Origin of the sequence: Achromobacter sp. NPDC058515 (assembly GCF_042721735.1) — a bacterium.
GTDB lineage: Bacteria > Pseudomonadota > Gammaproteobacteria > Burkholderiales > Burkholderiaceae_B > Achromobacter.
Genome location: NZ_JBHXNI010000016.1, coordinates 75,811 through 90,606 on the forward strand (window position 1 = coordinate 75,811; position 14,796 = coordinate 90,606).

A 14,796-nucleotide genomic window follows, 5' to 3' on the forward strand; every position below is an offset into this window, starting at 1 on the left:
GCCGTTTCAGCCTGCGCGGGGATTGAGCACGCGGGCGGCCTGCAGGCCGCTGCGCACCGCGCCTTCCAGCACGCCGGGATAGCCGGTGTCGGTCCAGTCGCCGGCCAGCGCCAGCGTCGGCCAGGGCGTGGAGTTCAGCGGCCGGGTCAGGCCCGGAACCGCGGCGAAGGTGGCGCGCTTCTCGATGAACAGCTCCGCAGCCGATATCTCCGGCAGGGGAGGCAGCCGAGAGGGATGGCTGGCCGCCTGTTCGGCCACCTGGTCGATCATTGCCTCGATGACCTGGCGGCGGTTGCGGTCGCCGATGCCGGTGGCGGCGCTGGCCACCACGGCCAGTTCTCCCGCCTTGACGTCGCCGGCCAGCTGGGCGCGGTCGAACAGCCATTGGCCGATATGGCCCCGGGACGCATCCTCGCGCAGCATCATCATGGGCTCGGGCAGGCGCCATGGGTCCGCCAGGCGCAGATTCAGCGTCGCGATGGGCAGGTAGTCGAAGGCCTTGAGCGCATCGAGCAGGCCGGTGGCGCCGGCTTCGCGCAATGGGGCGTCCAGCAGGCGCGCCGCGAAGGTGGGCGGCACGGCCAGCACGGCGGCGTCAAAGCGTTCCTGATTGATGTCGATGCCGTCGGCGGACGGGAGCAGCTGGCGCACCGTGCTGCCGTAGCGCATGGTGACCTGGCGCGCCGCGGCGTCCGGCCACAGCGCGGACAGGTCCGTGCAGGGCAGCAGCAGGTCGCTGTCTTCGCGCGCGCCGGCCAGGCTGTCGCGCAGCACGCGGGCAAACAGCGCGGCGCTGGCCGTGGCGATCGGGGTGTTCAGGGCCGCCAGGCAGAGCGGGTCCCAGATCTGGCGGATCAGTACGTCGGACTGCTGGTGGTAATGCAGCAGGTGCAGCACGGTCCAGTCGCGCGGCGGCGTCCAGGACATGGCCTTCAGCCCGCGCATCAGGCGCAGGGTCGCCAAGCGGTCTGCCCATGACAGGCCGCGGGCGCGCAGGATGGCCGCCGCCATGTGCAAGGGGGCGGGCAGGCGCGGCGCGGACAGCCGGAAGCGGCCGTCCAGGCTGGCCAGCCGCAAGGGCCGGCGCATCAGCAAGGCATCGGGGTTGCGGCCCACCCGGCGCATCAGGGCCAGGGTGTGCTTGTAGGCGCCCGACAGCAGGTGCTGACCGTTGTCCAGCGGTGCGTCGAAGTCGCCGTGAAAGACGCGCCGGGCGCGTCCGCCAGGAGTATGGCCGGCCTCGAACACCGTGACCTTGGCGCCGGCTTCGCGCAGGGCGACGCTGGCGGCCAGCCCGGCCCAGCCCGCGCCGATGACCGCGGCCTTCACCGCGCCAACCGGCGGACCAGTCCGCGTCCGCCGCCCACCCAGGTCTTCCAGGCGAGCCAGAGCTTGCGCAGGGGCGTGAGCGAAATGCGCTGGTGCAGCACCTGCCAGTTGTCGCGCTCGATCTCGTCGAGCAGGGCGTGATAGATGGCGGCCATCATCAGGCCCGGGCGCTGCGACCGGCGGTCGGCCTCGGGCAGGTTGCTCATCGCCTCGCGGTACAGCTCGCGGGCGCGGTCGGCCTGGAACTTCATCAGCGCGCTGAAGCGTTCGGAGTATTCGCCGTTCAGGATGTCCGAGGCCTTGACCTCGAACTGCTGCATGTCGTTGACCGGGATGTAGATGCGGCCGCGGCGGGCGTCGTCGCCCACATCGCGGATGATGTTCGTCATCTGGAACGCCAGGCCCAGCTTTTCCGCGTAGACCAGGGTCTTGGGGTCGGAGTAGCCGAACACGCCGGCGGACAGCTCGCCCACCACGCCGGCCGCGTGCCAGCAATACTTGCGCAGGCCGGGCCAGTCCAGGTAGCGGGTCTGGTCCAGGTCCATTTCCATGCCGTCGACCACGGCCAGCAGGCGTTCGCGGGTAATCGAACAGCTTTGCAGGTGCGGCTGCAGCGCCCGCGTCACGGGGTGTTCGGGCTTGCCGTCGAACATCTGGTCGACTTGCGTGCGCCACCAGGCCAGCTTGATGCGGGCGAGCGACGGGTCGGTGCATTCGTCGACCACGTCGTCCACTTCGCGGCAGTAGGCGTACAGGGCCGTGATGGCGCGCCGGCGTTCGGGCGGCAGGAACAGGAAGGAATAGTAGAAGCTGGAACCGCTTTTGGCGGCTTTCTCCTGGCAATACTCGTCAGGCGTCATATCTGTTACTTAATGGAGCGCCACAGCATGATGGCCCAGTCTTTGGCGCCCAATTCGGGGCGATTCATGAATACATCGTAGCCGCTCGCCTCGATACGCTCCAGCACGCGCAGCCCGCCTTGCACCACCAGGCGCAGTTCCAGGCCGATGCGGCCCGGCAGGCGGCGCGCCAGCGGAGCGCCGAAGTGTAGCAGCGCCCGCGTGCGTTCGACCTCGAACGCCATCAGTTCGCGCCAGGCGGGCGTCAGGCGGCAGGCGGCCAGGTCGTCGTCGGAGACGCCGTGGCGGCGCAGGTCTTCCTGCGGCAGGTAGACGCGCTGCTTGTGCCAGTCCACCCGCACATCCTGCCAGAAGTTCACCTGCTGCAGGCCGGTGCAGATGGCGTCGGACTCGGCCATGTTCTGCGGATTGCTGGCGTCGAACAGGTGCAGCATCAGCCGCCCGACCGGGTTGGCCGAGCGGGCGCAGTAGTCGACAAGGGCGGAATAGTCTTCGTAGCGCTTGACGCTGATGTCCTGCTCGAAGGCGGACAGCAGGTCGTAGAAGGGCGTGATGGGAAGCTGGTGCCGGGCGATGGTCTGGGCCAGCGGCGTGAAAATGTCGGCCAGCGGGGGCAGGCCGGGCGCGGGCGGCGTGCCCGGTTCGGCGCCGATGCGATGCAGCTCGGCGCGGAACGCGGACAGCTGGCTGAGGCGTTCGGCGTCGGTCGCGCTGCCTTCATCGGCGATATCGTCCGCGGCGCGGGCGAACCGGTAGATATCGGTCACGGCGCCGCGCAGCCTGCGCGGCAGCAGCAGCGAGGCGACGGGAAAGTTCTCGTAGTGATCGATGGACATAGGCTAGGGGTGGATGTGGCGCAAAGGGCCGTATTGCTTCATTTTAGAGTAGTCGTTTTCCATGCCATGCCGCCATGCCGCGGGTGCGGGGATCAGTTAGACTTAAGCGCCACAGGATCTCACATCATGCCGCGCCCCATATCCGCCACCGTCTCCGTCTCAGCTCTTGCGCACAACCTTGCCGCCGTGCGCCGCCACCTCGACCAGACCGCCGCCGCCGCCGCGGGCGTGCCGCCCTCGATCTGGGCGGTCATCAAGGCCAATGCGTACGGACACGGCATCGAGCAGGCGGTCGCGGGGTTTTCCAAGGCCCAGGGGCTGGCGATGCTGGACCTGGACGAAGCCGTGCGCTGCCGCGAGGCAGGGTGGGGCGGGCCGATCCTGATGCTGGAGGGGTTTTTCGAGCCCTCCGACCTCGACATCATCGACCGCTACCACCTCAGCACCACCGTCCACCACCGGGAACAGCTGGACATGCTGGCCCGCGCCCGGTTTTCGCGCCGCGTCGACATCATGCTCAAGCTCAACAGCGGCATGAACCGGCTGGGCTTCAGCCCGGCAGCCTATCCCGCCGCGCATGAGCGCGCCGTGCTGCTGCAACAGCAGGGCACCGTGGGCTCGATCGGCAAGATGACCCATTTCGCCTGCGCCGACGGTCCCCAGGGCGTGAACGAACAACTGAGCGTGTTTAATTCGGTGACGCATAAGCTGCCGGGCGCCATCAGCGTCTGCAACTCCGCCGCCGCGCTGCGCTTCGCCGATATCGCCGTCGGATCCGAAACCCAGACGCACTGGGTGCGGCCGGGCATCTGCCTGTACGGCGCTTCGCCGTTCGCCGACGCCGAGGCCTCCTCGTTCGGCCTGAGGCCGGCCATGTCGCTCAGTTCGGAAATCATCGCGGTGCAGGAACTCAAGACCGGCGATTCCGTCGGCTACGGCGCGATTTTCCGCGCCGAACGCGCCATGCGCATCGGCATCGTGGCCTGCGGCTATGCTGACGGCTATCCCCGCCACGCCACGACCGGCACCCCGGTCGTGGTGGCTGGCATCCGGACCCAGCTTGTGGGCCGGGTCTCCATGGACATGCTGATCGTCGATCTGGGGCCCGTCCCCGCCGCCGGCGTCGGGTCGCCCGTGTCGCTTTGGGGCGAAGACGGCCCCTCCGTGGACGAAGTGGCCCAGGCGGCCGGCACCATCGGCTACGAGCTGCTTTGCGCCTTGGCGCCCCGCGTCCCGGTCACCCGCGACACCTGAGCCGGCCGCCTGAAAGGGCCGGCCGGCAGCGGCCAGCCGGGGCGTCCAGCGTGCAAGAATTGCTACGCAATTTACAAGACAGGCGCCGCCGGATGGTGTCTACTTGGAAAACCGGGCGCCCAAGCGCCCGTTTTTGACCAAGAAAACAGACTACGAGGTTTCAATCCATGAAGGACAAATGCGTGCTCATTACGGGCGCCACCAAAGGCATCGGCTGGGCGCTTACTCAGCGGCTGTCCGACATGGGCTGTCACGTGGTCGGCATTGCGCGGAACACGACGGATGTGGATTTCCCCGGCTATCTGTACGCCTGCGACCTGGCCGACGCCGGCCGCACCGAGGAAGTGCTGCGCGAGATCCGCGAGAAATTCCCCGTCGACGCCGTGGTCAACAATGTCGGCATCGTCTCGCCGCAGCCGCTGGGCGAGATCGACCTGGCAACGCTCTATAACGTGCTCGACCTGAACGTGCGCGTGGCGGTGCAGGTCACCCAGGCCTTCGTCGAATCCATGAAAGTGCGCCGCGCCGGCCGCATCGTCAACGTCGTCAGCCGCGCCATCCACGGCGGACTGGACCGCACCGCCTATTCCGCCGCCAAGAGCGCGCTGGTGGGCTGCACCCGCACCTGGGCGCTGGAGCTTGCCGAATACGGCGTCACCGCCAACGCGGTTGCGCCCGGTCCGATCGAAACCGAAATGTTCCGCGCCACCCGCCCCGCGGGCAGCGAAGGCGAGAAGCGCGCCCTGGCGTCGGTTCCCATGAAGCGCCTGGGCACGCCGGCCGAAGTGGCGGCCGCCATTGCTTTCCTGCTGTCCGACGACGCGGGGTTCATCACCGGCCAGGTGCTGGGCGTGGACGGCGGCGGGAGCCTCGGCGGCCGTTCGTAAGCCAGCCAATCCGCGCCATCCGGAACGCACCTTCGGGTGCGTTTTTTATGGGCAAATTCCGGAAGGGCGCGCGGCGCGGGGCGTTTTCTATTGCCCGGCCGGGGCGGCGTCCTGCAATGCGCGCGCCTCGGTGCGCAGCGCCTCCAGGAACCGAGTCAGCGCCGGAGCTGGCTCCACATGCGCGCGCTGCACCACGCCCACGGGCGGCAGGCTCCAGTCCGGCTTGAACTTCAGGATCGCCAGCACGCCCAGCGCGGCGTAGTGCTGGGCGACGGCGCGCGGCATCGCCGCCAGCATGTCGCCGCCGCGCAAGAGCACTTCATTGGCCAGCAGCGACACCGATTCGGCCACGGGCGCGGGCAGGGCCTGGCCCTCTTGCGCGAAGTAGGCGTCGATGCGCTGGCGCAGCGGCGCTTCGGGCGGCGGCAGGACCCAGTCCTGGCGCGCGAGCGCGGCCGCGGTGATGCGCGTGGACTTCGCCAGCGGATGGCCGATGCGCGCCACCACGCAGATGGGTTCGTCATACAGCACTTCGGTCCGGAACACGGCTTGCGCCGCGCCCAGCATCAGCCGGCCCAGCACGCAATCGAGCTCGCCGCGCGCCAGGCTGGCCAGCAGCGTGTCGTGCGCGCCTTCCTCCAGCATGACCGTGACGCCCGGATGATCCGCGCGCATCCGCTGGATGGCGCGCGGCACCAGCACGGGCAGCGCCACGGGCTGCACGCCCACCCGGATGCGGCCGCTGGCGCCCGCGGCCAGGGCGGCGATCTCGTTGCGCGCGCCGGACAGGTCCGCCAGCAGCACGTCCGTCTTGCTGGCCAGCGCCTGCCCAAAGGCCGTGGGGGCGATGCCCCGGCGGGAGCGCACAAAGAGGGTCACCCCGAACATGTCCTCCAGCTCCAGCAGCAGCTTGCTGGCCGCGGGCTGCGTCATTCCCAGGCGCGCTGCCGCCTTGTGCACGCTGCCCAGCGAGTGCAGCGCCTGCAGCAGGTCCAGGTGGCGCAGGCGCAGGCGTCCGCTGATGTGGCGAAGGTCGGGAATGCGGGGGGTGGCGGGCATGGTTGCGGTGATTCCAATAGGTTTTCACAGCATTCTAATAATTGATCATTCGGTATGCACTACGTTCCTATACTGGCCTGGTGCTCAAACCGCTTTTCCGCTTCCGACCAAGAGAGGGTTGCCGATGAAGATCACCATGCTGGGTACTGGCGCCGCCTTGCCCGACCCCGACCGCGCGCAGTCCGCCATCCTGCTGACGCTGGACGATGACAGGCACTATCTGTTTGACTGCGGCGAAGGCGCCACGCGGCAGATGGTGCGCGCCAACGTCGATCCTGCCAAGGTGGGCTTTGTCTTCCTGACCCATCTCCACCACGACCACATCTGCGACTACCCGTACTTCGTCATTTCCAGCTGGATACTCAACAAGGAGGGCTCGCCGCTGGTGCTGGGCCCGAAGGGCACGAAGCACTTCGTGGACCATCTGTTCGAGAACGGCGCCTATCACACCGATTTCCAGGCCCGCGCCGCCTACCCGGTGCGCCAGCGCAACCTGGAGGCGATGCGGCCCGAAGTGCGCGAGGTCAGTCCGGGCGTCGTGTTCGAGGACGACAAGGTGCGCATTTCGGTGGACTGGGTGGAACACATTCCCCGGGATGTCTGCGAATGCTTCGGCGTGCGCGTGGAGGCCGAGGGCAAGGTCATCGCCTTCAGCGGCGACACCGCGCCCTGCGAGGCGATGGTGCGCCTGGCCCAGGATGCCGACCTGCTTATCCACGAATGCACCTTCCCCGAGTCCTTCATCGCGCACCGCGCCAAGACCGGCGTGGGCACGTATGCGCATACCAGCCCGACCGACCTGGGCAAGATCGCGCGCCAGGCCAATGTGAAGAGCCTGGTGGCCACGCACTTCGGGCACTTCGACTCCACCAGCCCGGTGCTCAAGCGCGCCGCCGCCAAGCACCTGCCGGTGGAGCTGATGGGGCCGCACCTGATGGACGAAATCGTGGCCGACATCCGCAAGCACTATTCCGGTCCGCTGAGGCTGGCCCATGACCTGATGCGTATCGACCTGTAGCGTTCACGACCATGAATGGCCGGCCATCCTGCCCGGCGGCCTGGGAGAACACGATGCCGTACCGATCTTGTGCCGTATCCGTCTTGCTTGCCTTCGGCCTGGCGGCGTTGCCGCTGGCTGCCCGGGCGGAGTATCCCGAACACCCCATCCGCGTGGTCCTGCCGTATGCGCCGGGCGCGGCGGGCGATATCGCCATGCGGCAGGTCCAGCCGCTACTGGAAAAGCGGCTGGGCCAGCCCGTGGTGGTGGATTACCGGACGGGTGCCGGGGGCAACATCGGCGCGCAGGAAGTGGCGCGCGCCAAGCCCGACGGGTACACGCTGATGCTTGGCGCCACCAACAACTTCGTCATCAATCAGTTCCTGTACCGCAAGCTGGGCTTCGATCCGCTGGCCGACCTGGAACCGGTGGGCAAGCTGGCGGACGTGCCGGCCTTCGTCTACGTCAGCGCCCAGGTGCCGGCGGCGGACTACGCGCAGTTCGAACAGTACGCGCGCGCGCAGGACGGCAAGCTGAACTACGGGTCTCCCGGCACGGGCACCACGCCGCACCTGTCGGGCTACCGGCTGTCCAGGGCAATGGGCGTCGACATGATGCACATCGCCTACCGGGGTTCGGCGCCGGGCGTGCAGGCCTTGCTTGCCAACGAGATCCAGCTGTACATCGGCGGCTACAGCGTGGGGGCCGCCTACATGCCGCAGGGCAGGATACGGGCCCTGGCCGTGGCGGCGCCCGAACGGTTTGCCGGGCTGCCCGATGTGCCCACCGCCGCGCAGGCTGGCATGCCGGACGCGGTCCAGGGCAACTGGTGGGGATTCGCCGCGCCCAAGGGCACGCCCTCCGACCGCATCGCGCGCTTCGCCGACGCCTTGCACGAGGTGCTGGGCCTGCCGGAAGTCCGCCAGGCGTACCTGGCCAACGGTTTCGTGCCCGGCCAGGATACGCCGGCGGCGTTTGGCGATGCGTGGCGCAGCGAAGCGCGGCAATGGGAGGCGGTCGTGCGCGAGTCCGGCGCGGTCATGGGCAACTAGGCCGCGCCGCGATGCCAGGGGCTCAGTACGGGCCCTTGCCCGCCGCCACCGCCGTCAGGTCCTTGAACTCGCCCGCCAGCCTTTCGGCGGCGCGCGCCAGCAGCACGGCGTCCACGCCCACCGCGACGAAGGTCGCGCCCAGCGCCAGGTAATGCCTGGCCTGGGCCACGCCGCTGTGCAGGATGCCCGCGGCCTTGCCGGAACGCACGATGCGCGTGATGGCGTCGTCGATCGCCTTCACGACCTCGGGGTGTTCCGGCTGCCCCAGGTAGCCCATGCTGGCCGACAGGTCGGCCGGGCCGATGAAGGCGCCGTCCACGCCGTCCACGGCCAGGATCTCGTCCAGCGCCTCGACGCCCCGCGGCGTTTCGATCTGCACCAGCACGCACATTTCGCCGTTGGCGCGCTCCAGGTAGTTCGGAATGCGGTTCCAGCGCGACGAACGCGCCAGCGCGCTGCCCACGCCGCGTATGCCCTGGGGCGGATAGCGCACGGCGGCCACCGCGGCGGCGGCCTCTTCGGCGGACTGGATCATGGGCACCAGCAGCGTCTGCGCGCCGGTGTCCAGGATCTGCTTGATCTGGACCGGGTCGTTCCAGGCCGGGCGCACCACCGGCGCCACCGGATAGGCCGCCACGGATTGCAGCTGGGCCAGGGTGGAGTCCAGCGTGTTGGGCGCGTGCTCGCCGTCGATCAGCAGCCAGTCGAAGCCGGCGCCTGCAACGATCTCGGAGGTATAGGCGCTGGCCAGGCCGGCCCACAGGCCGATCTGGGGCTTGCCGTCGCGCAAGGCTTGCTTGAAGGTATTGGTCAGGATATCCATGGACTGCGGATCGCTCAGATGAAATGACAGTTGACGGAACCGAGCACGCCGTAGTCGACATTGAAGGTGTCGCCGGGGCGGGCGGCCACCGGCCGGGTGAAGGAACCCGACAGGATGATCTCGCCTGCTTCCAGCGCCACATCATGGGCGGCCAGTTTGTTAGCCAGCCATACTACGCCATTGGCCGGGTGATTCAAGACGCCGGCGGCGACGCCCGTTTCCTCGATGACGGCGTTGCGCGACAGGATCGCGCCGATCCAGCGCAGGTCCAGCTCGCCGATCTTCACCGGCCGTCCGCCCATCACCACGCCCGCGTTGGCGGCGTTGTCGGCGATGGTGTCGAACACCTTGCGCGGCCGCTTGGTGTCGGGGTCGATGCCGTGCGAGCGGGCGTCGATGATCTCCAGCGCGGGGATCACGTAGTCCACCGCGTCGTATACCTGGAACAAGGTGACGTTGGGGCCTTCCAGGCGCTTGCCCAGCACGAAGGCAAGCTCCACTTCCAGCCGCGGCAGGATGTAGCGGCCGGCCGGAATATCGGCGCCGTCCTCGAAGAACATGTCGTCCAGCAGCATGCCGAAGTCGGGCTCCTCGATCTGGGACGCCTGCTGCATGGCGCGCGAGGTCAGGCCGATCTTGTGCCCGCGCTTCACGCGTCCCTCGCCTAGCTTGATGTCCATCCAGGCGCGCTGGATGGCGTAGGCGTCGGCGATGCCGATGTCGGGGTATTCCAGCGAGATCTGGCGGATCTGCTTGCGGGCGCGCTCGGCGTCATGCAGGCGCGCGGCGATGGCGTGTACGGTCTGGGTGTCCAGCATGGAGTGTCCTGTGTGGGTGGGATTCAGGCGGGAAAGGGGACCAGCGTATTGACCAGTCTTCCGATGCCTTCGATTTCAGTCACGACCTCGTCGCCGGGCATGACGTTGACGATGCCGTCGGGCGTGCCGGTCAGGATCAGGTCGCCGGGCGACAGCGTCATGAAGCTGCTGAAGTACTCGATCAGCGCGGGGACGTCGAACACCATGTCGCGGGTGTTGCCGCGCTGGGTTTCGACGCCGTTGACCGTGGTGCGCAGGTTCAGGTTCATGGGGTCTGGCACGTCGTCGCGATCGACCAGCCAGGGGCCCAGCGGCGTGCAGGTGTCGCGGCTTTTCACGCGCAGGTTGGGGCGATACCAGTTCTCCAGGTAGTCGCGCAGCGCGTAGTCGTTGGCCACGGTGTAGCCGGCCACGTAGTCGTAGGCCTGGCTGCGCGGGACCCGGCTGGCGGACTTGCCGATCACGACCGCCAGCTCGCATTCATAGTGCATGAAGGCCACGTCGGCGGGACGCAGGGTCTGGGCGCGGTGTCCGACAAAGGTGTTGGCCGCCTTCAGGAAACCCAGCGGTTCTTCGGGGGCCTTGAAGGCCAGCTCGCGGGCATGGTCCGCGTAGTTGATGGCCAGCGTGAAGGTCGTGCGGGGTTCGATGGGCGGCAGCCACGTCACCGCGTCTTCGGCAAGAATGCGGCCGTCGGACAGGCGGACCCCGCCCTGGCCGGCATCGGTGGCGGCGTGGATCTCGCCGTCAAGGGCAATGCGTGCGTGTTTCATGGTCTGGGCCTCAGGCGTGGCCGGCGGCCAGCAGGTTGCCCAGCGTGCCGACCTGAGCGATGCGGATGTCGTAGCGCTGTCCCGCGCGCACTTGCGGCGCGCCGTGGGGGGCGCCTGCCAGCAGCATGTCGCCGGCCTCGAAGCTCATGAATTCCGTGACGTCGGCGATCAGCCGCGCGACCGGACGGATCAGGTCGGCGGTGCTGGCGCGCTGCGCCGCCTTGCCGTCCACGAGGACCTCGATGTCCAGCGAGTCGGGATCGGCGACGGCGGCGGCGGGGACCAGTCCGCGGCTCATGGGGCAGAAGCCGTCGCGGCATTTCTGCTTGAGCGCGGGGCGGAAATAGCTGGCGTGCGGCACGGACAAATCGGCCACGACGCGATAGCCCGCCACATAGCCCAGGGCGTCGGCCTCGCTCACGCGCGTGGCGCGGCGGGCGAACACCACGCCCAGGCAGGCGCCGACCTCCACGGCCTCCACATCGGCCGGCAGGGTGATGACGGCGCCGTCCTGCGCATAGGTGTTGGCGGGCTTGATGTAGAGCAGGGGCGCTTTGGGAGCCGCCTTGTAGGGGGCCGCGTCCACCGCGTTTCCGAGCGCGGCCAGCGCCTGGCGGGTGTTCAGCGCGACGCCCACCACCGTGCGGGGCAGCCTGGCCGCCGCCTCGGCGGCGCGCGCCGCCAGGTGTTCGCGATAGTTGTTCTGCTTGTAGTTCAGCACCGGATCGGCCTCTTCGATCTGCATCGAGATGCCCAGGGGGCGCGCGGCCATCTGCGGGGCCAGCGCCCGGGTCAGAGCCTGGAACACGCGTTCGCCCAGGGCGGCCTTCTGTTCGGCGTTGCGGCCGTGGCCGATGCGCAGCACTACGTGGACGAAGGCGTTGTCGGGGTGGCCATCGACGATCAGGCTATCGTCCACGCGCAGCGCGCGGGTGCGCGCGCCGACAAGCGGAAACAGGCTGCCGTCGCCGACCGCGGCGCTTTGCACGGTCTGCATGAGCGTGCGCGTATCCAGTTCCAGGTTGCCCGAATACTCGATCCAGATATGGGGCATGGCCCCTCCGCATTAGGTATTTATCATGTTAATAATATAGCGACACGGAGGGCGTCCGGATCGGGATTTCCCGACGTTGACAGCATCGCCCAGCCACCATAATGTTAACGTGTTAATTACATCTTGTCCGCCCTTGTCCGGGCGCGGGCACAGGCAAGGAGCCGCGCGTGAGCATCAAGCACTGGATCAATGGCCGGCAGGTCGACAGCCGGGACCGCTTCATCACGTATAACCCCGCCACGGGCGCCGCCATCGACGAAGTGGCCGCGGGCGGCCAGGCCGAGATCGACGCCGCCGTGTCGGCCGCCGCCGACGCCTTTCCCAAGTGGGCCGGCACGCCCGCCAAGGAGCGCGCCCGCCTGATGCGCCGGCTTGGCGAACTGATCGACCAGAACGTGCCGCGGCTGGCCGAACTGGAAACGCAGGACACCGGCCTGCCGATTTCGCAGACGCGCAAGCAACTCATCCCGCGCGCCTCCGAGAATTTCAATTTCTTCGCCGAAGTGTGCACGCGCATGAATGGCCACACCTATCCGGTGGACGACCAGATGCTGAACTACACGCTGCATCAGCCGGTCGGCGTGTGCGCGCTGGTGTCGCCGTGGAACGTGCCCTTCATGACCGCCACCTGGAAGACGGCGCCGTGCCTGGCGCTGGGAAATACCGCCGTGCTGAAGATGTCTGAACTGTCGCCGCTGACCGCCGACCAGCTCGGCATGCTGGCGCTGGAAGCCGGCATCCCGGCCGGCGTGCTGAACGTAGTGCAGGGCTACGGGGCCACGGCCGGCGACGCGCTGGTGCGCCATCCCGGCGTGCGCGCCATTTCGTTCACGGGCGGCACGGCGACGGGCAGGAAGATCCTGTCCAGCGGGGGCGGCATCAAGAAGTACTCGATGGAACTGGGCGGCAAGTCGCCGGTGCTGATCTTTGACGACGCGGACGTCGAACGCGCGCTGGACGCGGCCCTGTTCACGATCTTCTCGCTCAATGGCGAACGCTGCACGGCGGGGTCGCGCATCTTCGTCCAGCAGACGATCTACGCCGACTTCGCGCGCAGGTTCGCCGAGCGCGCGCAGCGCCTGGCGGTGGGCGATCCCACGGACGAGAAGACCCATGTGGGCGCGATGATCACGCGCCAGCACTGGGAAAAGGTCACGGGCTACATCCGCCTGGCGGAGCAGGAAGGCGCGCGCATCCTGGCCGGCGGCGCGCAGCCGCCCGCCGGGCTGCCCGCGCATCTGGCGGGCGGCAGCTTCGTGCGCCCCACGGTGCTGGCCGATGTCCACAACCGCATGCGCTGCGCACAGGAAGAGATCTTCGGTCCGGTGGCCTGCCTGCTGCCGTTCAAGGACGAGGCCGAGGGCCTCGCGCTGGCCAACGATGTGAAGTATGGCCTCGCGTCCTATATCTGGACCAGCGACATCGGGCGCGCGCATCGCCTGGCCCGCGGCATCGAGGCCGGCATGGTGTTCATCAACAGCCAGAACGTGCGCGACCTGCGCCAGCCGTTCGGCGGCGTCAAGGAATCCGGCACGGGCCGCGAAGGCGGCGAGTACAGCTTCGAGGTCTACACCGAGGTCAAGAACGTATGCGTGTCGCTGGGCAACCACCCCATACCGAAATGGGGCGCCTGAGTCCGCGCCGAATCGATAAGAACGAGGAGACAACTATCATGGGTAAGCTCGCGCTGGCGGCCAAGGTCACGCATGTGCCGTCCATGTACCTGTCGGAACTGCCCGGCAAGCATCAGGGCTGCCGCGAGGCCGCCATCCAGGGGCACCGCATCATCGGCCAGCGGTGCCGCGACCTGGAGGTCGACACCATCGTGGTGCTGGACGTGCACTGGCTGGTCAACGCGGGCTACCACGTGAACTGCAATGGCGCCTTCAAGGGCCGCTACACCAGCAACGAACTGCCGCACTTCATCAAGGACATGGATTACGCCTACCGCGGCAACCCCGGCTTGGGACGCCGCATTGCCGAGTGCGCGAATGCCGCGGGCGTGGGCACGCGCTCGCACGAGATCGACAGCCTGGAACTGGAATACGGCACGCTCGTGCCGATGCGCTACATGAACGGCGACGGCCGCTATGCGGTAGTGTCGGTGGCGGCGTGGTGCGCGTGGCACACGCTGGACGAAAGCCGCCGCTTTGGCGCCGCGCTGCGCCAGGCCATCGAGGCCAGCGGCAACCGCGTGGCGGTACTGGCCAGCGGATCGCTGTCGCACCGCTTCAATGACAACGGCAGCCCCGAGGCCGCGATGCACGGCATCAGCCGCGAGTTCTACCGACAGGTGGATCTGCGGGTGGTGGACTTGTGGCGCCAGGGCGACTGGAAGACGTTCTGCGCCATGCTGCCCGAATACGCGCAGCTGTGCGTGGGCGAGGGCGGCATGCATGACACCGCCATGCTGCTGGGGCTGCTGGGCTGGGACGGCTACGACAAGCCGGCGGAGATCGTCACCGATTACTTCACCAGTTCCGGCACGGGCCAGATCAACGCGATCCTGCCGGTGCCGGCCTGACTACTTTTCGTCGGCGTCGGCCGCTCCGGAGGCGTCGCGCTTGATCAGGTCGACCATGGCGTCCACGTCGCGGTACAGGCGGTCCAGCAATTCCTTGCCGATCTTCTCTTCGATTTCCTGGTACTTCGCGTCTACGTGAGGGCGCATGCGGTCGATGAGCTTGTTGCTCTTGGCCGTCAGGGAAATCTCCTGGCGCCGCTGATCGGCGCTGGAACGCACGCGCTTGATCAGGCCCTGCTCTTCCATCCCGGCCAGCATGCGGGTGAGGCTGGGGCTCAGGATCTGGCAACTGCGCGCGATCTGGTTGGGTTCCATGGAACGCACCTCGCTCAAGGTGCGCAGTACGCGCCATTGCTGCTCTGTGACGCCCGCCGCGTGCAGCACGGGACGGAAATGCGCCATCAGGGTTTCGCGTGCGTAGAGCAGCAGGTGGGGCAGATTGCGGTGGTGGAAGCTCGGACTCATGGCGGCTATGTTAGCAAGAAGCCGCCGAATATTTGACCGATTCGTTGCGCCGCCAGCCATCGGCC

The 14,796-nt window shown here is 68.1% G+C and carries 15 protein-coding genes; 6 read left to right on the forward strand and 9 right to left on the reverse strand.

The window, feature by feature from the left end:
• Positions 1–6: 6 nt before the first annotated feature.
• Genes hpnE through hpnC form a run of 3 tightly spaced genes read right to left on the reverse strand, consistent with a single transcriptional unit; the run spans position 7 to position 3,025 of the window.
• The gene (hpnE, locus tag ACFWP0_RS23885; protein WP_377846302.1) at positions 7–1,329 is read right to left on the reverse strand and encodes a hydroxysqualene dehydroxylase HpnE; all 1,323 of its coding nucleotides are present in this window, start codon (positions 1,327–1,329) and stop codon (positions 7–9) included.
• The gene (gene hpnD / locus ACFWP0_RS23890; protein ID WP_377846304.1) at positions 1,326–2,189 is read right to left on the reverse strand and encodes a presqualene diphosphate synthase HpnD; all 864 of its coding nucleotides are present in this window, start codon (positions 2,187–2,189) and stop codon (positions 1,326–1,328) included. The genes hpnE and hpnD overlap by 4 nt, the downstream gene beginning before the upstream one ends.
• Positions 2,190–2,194: 5 nt before the next feature.
• Positions 2,195–3,025 (reverse strand): squalene synthase HpnC, encoded by an 831-nt coding sequence (gene hpnC / locus ACFWP0_RS23895; RefSeq protein ID WP_377846306.1) that lies wholly within the window; start codon positions 3,023–3,025, stop codon positions 2,195–2,197.
• 126 nt (positions 3,026–3,151) lie between these two features.
• Here hpnC and alr point away from each other — a divergent pair, with 126 nt between their 5' ends.
• On the forward strand, positions 3,152–4,279 hold the full coding sequence (gene alr / locus ACFWP0_RS23900) for an alanine racemase (RefSeq protein ID WP_377846308.1): 1,128 nt from the start codon (positions 3,152–3,154) through the stop codon (positions 4,277–4,279).
• Positions 4,280–4,446: 167 nt separating this feature from the next.
• A complete protein-coding gene (locus ACFWP0_RS23905; RefSeq protein WP_377846309.1) occupies positions 4,447–5,166 on the forward strand; it encodes an SDR family oxidoreductase in 720 nt (239 codons plus the stop codon).
• Positions 5,167–5,253: 87 nt separating this feature from the next.
• On the opposite strand, the gene ACFWP0_RS23910 is transcribed toward ACFWP0_RS23905, so the two are convergent.
• The gene (locus ACFWP0_RS23910; protein ID WP_377846311.1) at positions 5,254–6,225 is read right to left on the reverse strand and encodes a LysR substrate-binding domain-containing protein; all 972 of its coding nucleotides are present in this window, start codon (positions 6,223–6,225) and stop codon (positions 5,254–5,256) included.
• 124 nt (positions 6,226–6,349) lie between these two features.
• Between ACFWP0_RS23910 and ACFWP0_RS23915 the strand changes: the two genes are divergently transcribed.
• Positions 6,350–7,243: an MBL fold metallo-hydrolase gene (locus ACFWP0_RS23915; protein ID WP_377846313.1), complete on the forward strand. Its 894-nt coding sequence runs from the start codon at positions 6,350–6,352 to the stop codon at positions 7,241–7,243.
• A 53-nt stretch (positions 7,244–7,296) separates the two neighbouring features.
• Positions 7,297–8,274, forward strand: coding sequence for a Bug family tripartite tricarboxylate transporter substrate binding protein (locus ACFWP0_RS23920; RefSeq protein WP_377846314.1), 978 nt, complete (start codon positions 7,297–7,299; stop codon positions 8,272–8,274).
• A 22-nt stretch (positions 8,275–8,296) separates the two neighbouring features.
• Here ACFWP0_RS23920 and hpaI read toward each other — a convergent pair whose 3' ends face one another.
• The 4 genes from hpaI to ACFWP0_RS23940 are packed head-to-tail and all read right to left on the reverse strand — an operon-like array spanning position 8,297 to position 11,742.
• Positions 8,297–9,097: a 4-hydroxy-2-oxoheptanedioate aldolase gene (gene hpaI, locus ACFWP0_RS23925; RefSeq protein ID WP_377846316.1), complete on the reverse strand. Its 801-nt coding sequence runs from the start codon at positions 9,095–9,097 to the stop codon at positions 8,297–8,299.
• A 14-nt stretch (positions 9,098–9,111) separates the two neighbouring features.
• The gene (hpaH, locus tag ACFWP0_RS23930) at positions 9,112–9,915 is read right to left on the reverse strand and encodes a 2-oxo-hept-4-ene-1,7-dioate hydratase (RefSeq protein ID WP_377846318.1); all 804 of its coding nucleotides are present in this window, start codon (positions 9,913–9,915) and stop codon (positions 9,112–9,114) included.
• A 23-nt stretch (positions 9,916–9,938) separates the two neighbouring features.
• Positions 9,939–10,688, reverse strand: a complete 750-nt coding sequence (locus tag ACFWP0_RS23935) for a fumarylacetoacetate hydrolase family protein (protein WP_377846320.1) — start codon at positions 10,686–10,688, stop codon at positions 9,939–9,941.
• Between the two features lie 10 nt (positions 10,689–10,698).
• Positions 10,699–11,742: a fumarylacetoacetate hydrolase family protein gene (locus ACFWP0_RS23940; protein WP_377846322.1), complete on the reverse strand. Its 1,044-nt coding sequence runs from the start codon at positions 11,740–11,742 to the stop codon at positions 10,699–10,701.
• Between the two features lie 167 nt (positions 11,743–11,909).
• Between ACFWP0_RS23940 and hpaE the strand changes: the two genes are divergently transcribed.
• Both hpaE and hpaD read left to right on the forward strand, forming a co-directional pair.
• Entirely contained in the window at positions 11,910–13,376 is a 1,467-nt protein-coding gene (hpaE, locus tag ACFWP0_RS23945; RefSeq protein ID WP_377846323.1) for a 5-carboxymethyl-2-hydroxymuconate semialdehyde dehydrogenase, read from the forward strand.
• A 38-nt stretch (positions 13,377–13,414) separates the two neighbouring features.
• A complete protein-coding gene (gene hpaD, locus ACFWP0_RS23950; RefSeq protein ID WP_377846325.1) occupies positions 13,415–14,266 on the forward strand; it encodes a 3,4-dihydroxyphenylacetate 2,3-dioxygenase in 852 nt (283 codons plus the stop codon).
• On the opposite strand, the gene hpaR is transcribed toward hpaD, so the two are convergent.
• Positions 14,267–14,731, reverse strand: coding sequence for a homoprotocatechuate degradation operon regulator HpaR (gene hpaR / locus ACFWP0_RS23955; RefSeq protein ID WP_377846327.1), 465 nt, complete (start codon positions 14,729–14,731; stop codon positions 14,267–14,269).
• Positions 14,732–14,796: the final 65 nt, after the last annotated feature.

Coding starts and splice junctions, on each gene's coding strand:
- hpnD (WP_377846304.1), bottom strand. CDS start 2,189: ATGACGCCTGACGAGTATTGCCAGGAGAAAGCCGCCAAAAGCGGTTCC.
- hpnC (WP_377846306.1), bottom strand. CDS start 3,025: ATGTCCATCGATCACTACGAGAACTTTCCCGTCGCCTCGCTGCTGCTG.
- alr (WP_377846308.1), top strand. CDS start 3,152: ATGCCGCGCCCCATATCCGCCACCGTCTCCGTCTCAGCTCTTGCGCAC.
- ACFWP0_RS23905 (WP_377846309.1), top strand. CDS start 4,447: ATGAAGGACAAATGCGTGCTCATTACGGGCGCCACCAAAGGCATCGGC.
- ACFWP0_RS23910 (WP_377846311.1), bottom strand. CDS start 6,225: ATGCCCGCCACCCCCCGCATTCCCGACCTTCGCCACATCAGCGGACGC.
- ACFWP0_RS23915 (WP_377846313.1), top strand. CDS start 6,350: ATGAAGATCACCATGCTGGGTACTGGCGCCGCCTTGCCCGACCCCGAC.
- ACFWP0_RS23920 (WP_377846314.1), top strand. CDS start 7,297: ATGCCGTACCGATCTTGTGCCGTATCCGTCTTGCTTGCCTTCGGCCTG.
- hpaI (WP_377846316.1), bottom strand. CDS start 9,097: ATGGATATCCTGACCAATACCTTCAAGCAAGCCTTGCGCGACGGCAAG.
- hpaH (WP_377846318.1), bottom strand. CDS start 9,915: ATGCTGGACACCCAGACCGTACACGCCATCGCCGCGCGCCTGCATGAC.
- ACFWP0_RS23935 (WP_377846320.1), bottom strand. CDS start 10,688: ATGAAACACGCACGCATTGCCCTTGACGGCGAGATCCACGCCGCCACC.
- ACFWP0_RS23940 (WP_377846322.1), bottom strand. CDS start 11,742: ATGCCCCATATCTGGATCGAGTATTCGGGCAACCTGGAACTGGATACG.
- hpaD (WP_377846325.1), top strand. CDS start 13,415: ATGGGTAAGCTCGCGCTGGCGGCCAAGGTCACGCATGTGCCGTCCATG.
- hpaR (WP_377846327.1), bottom strand. CDS start 14,731: ATGAGTCCGAGCTTCCACCACCGCAATCTGCCCCACCTGCTGCTCTAC.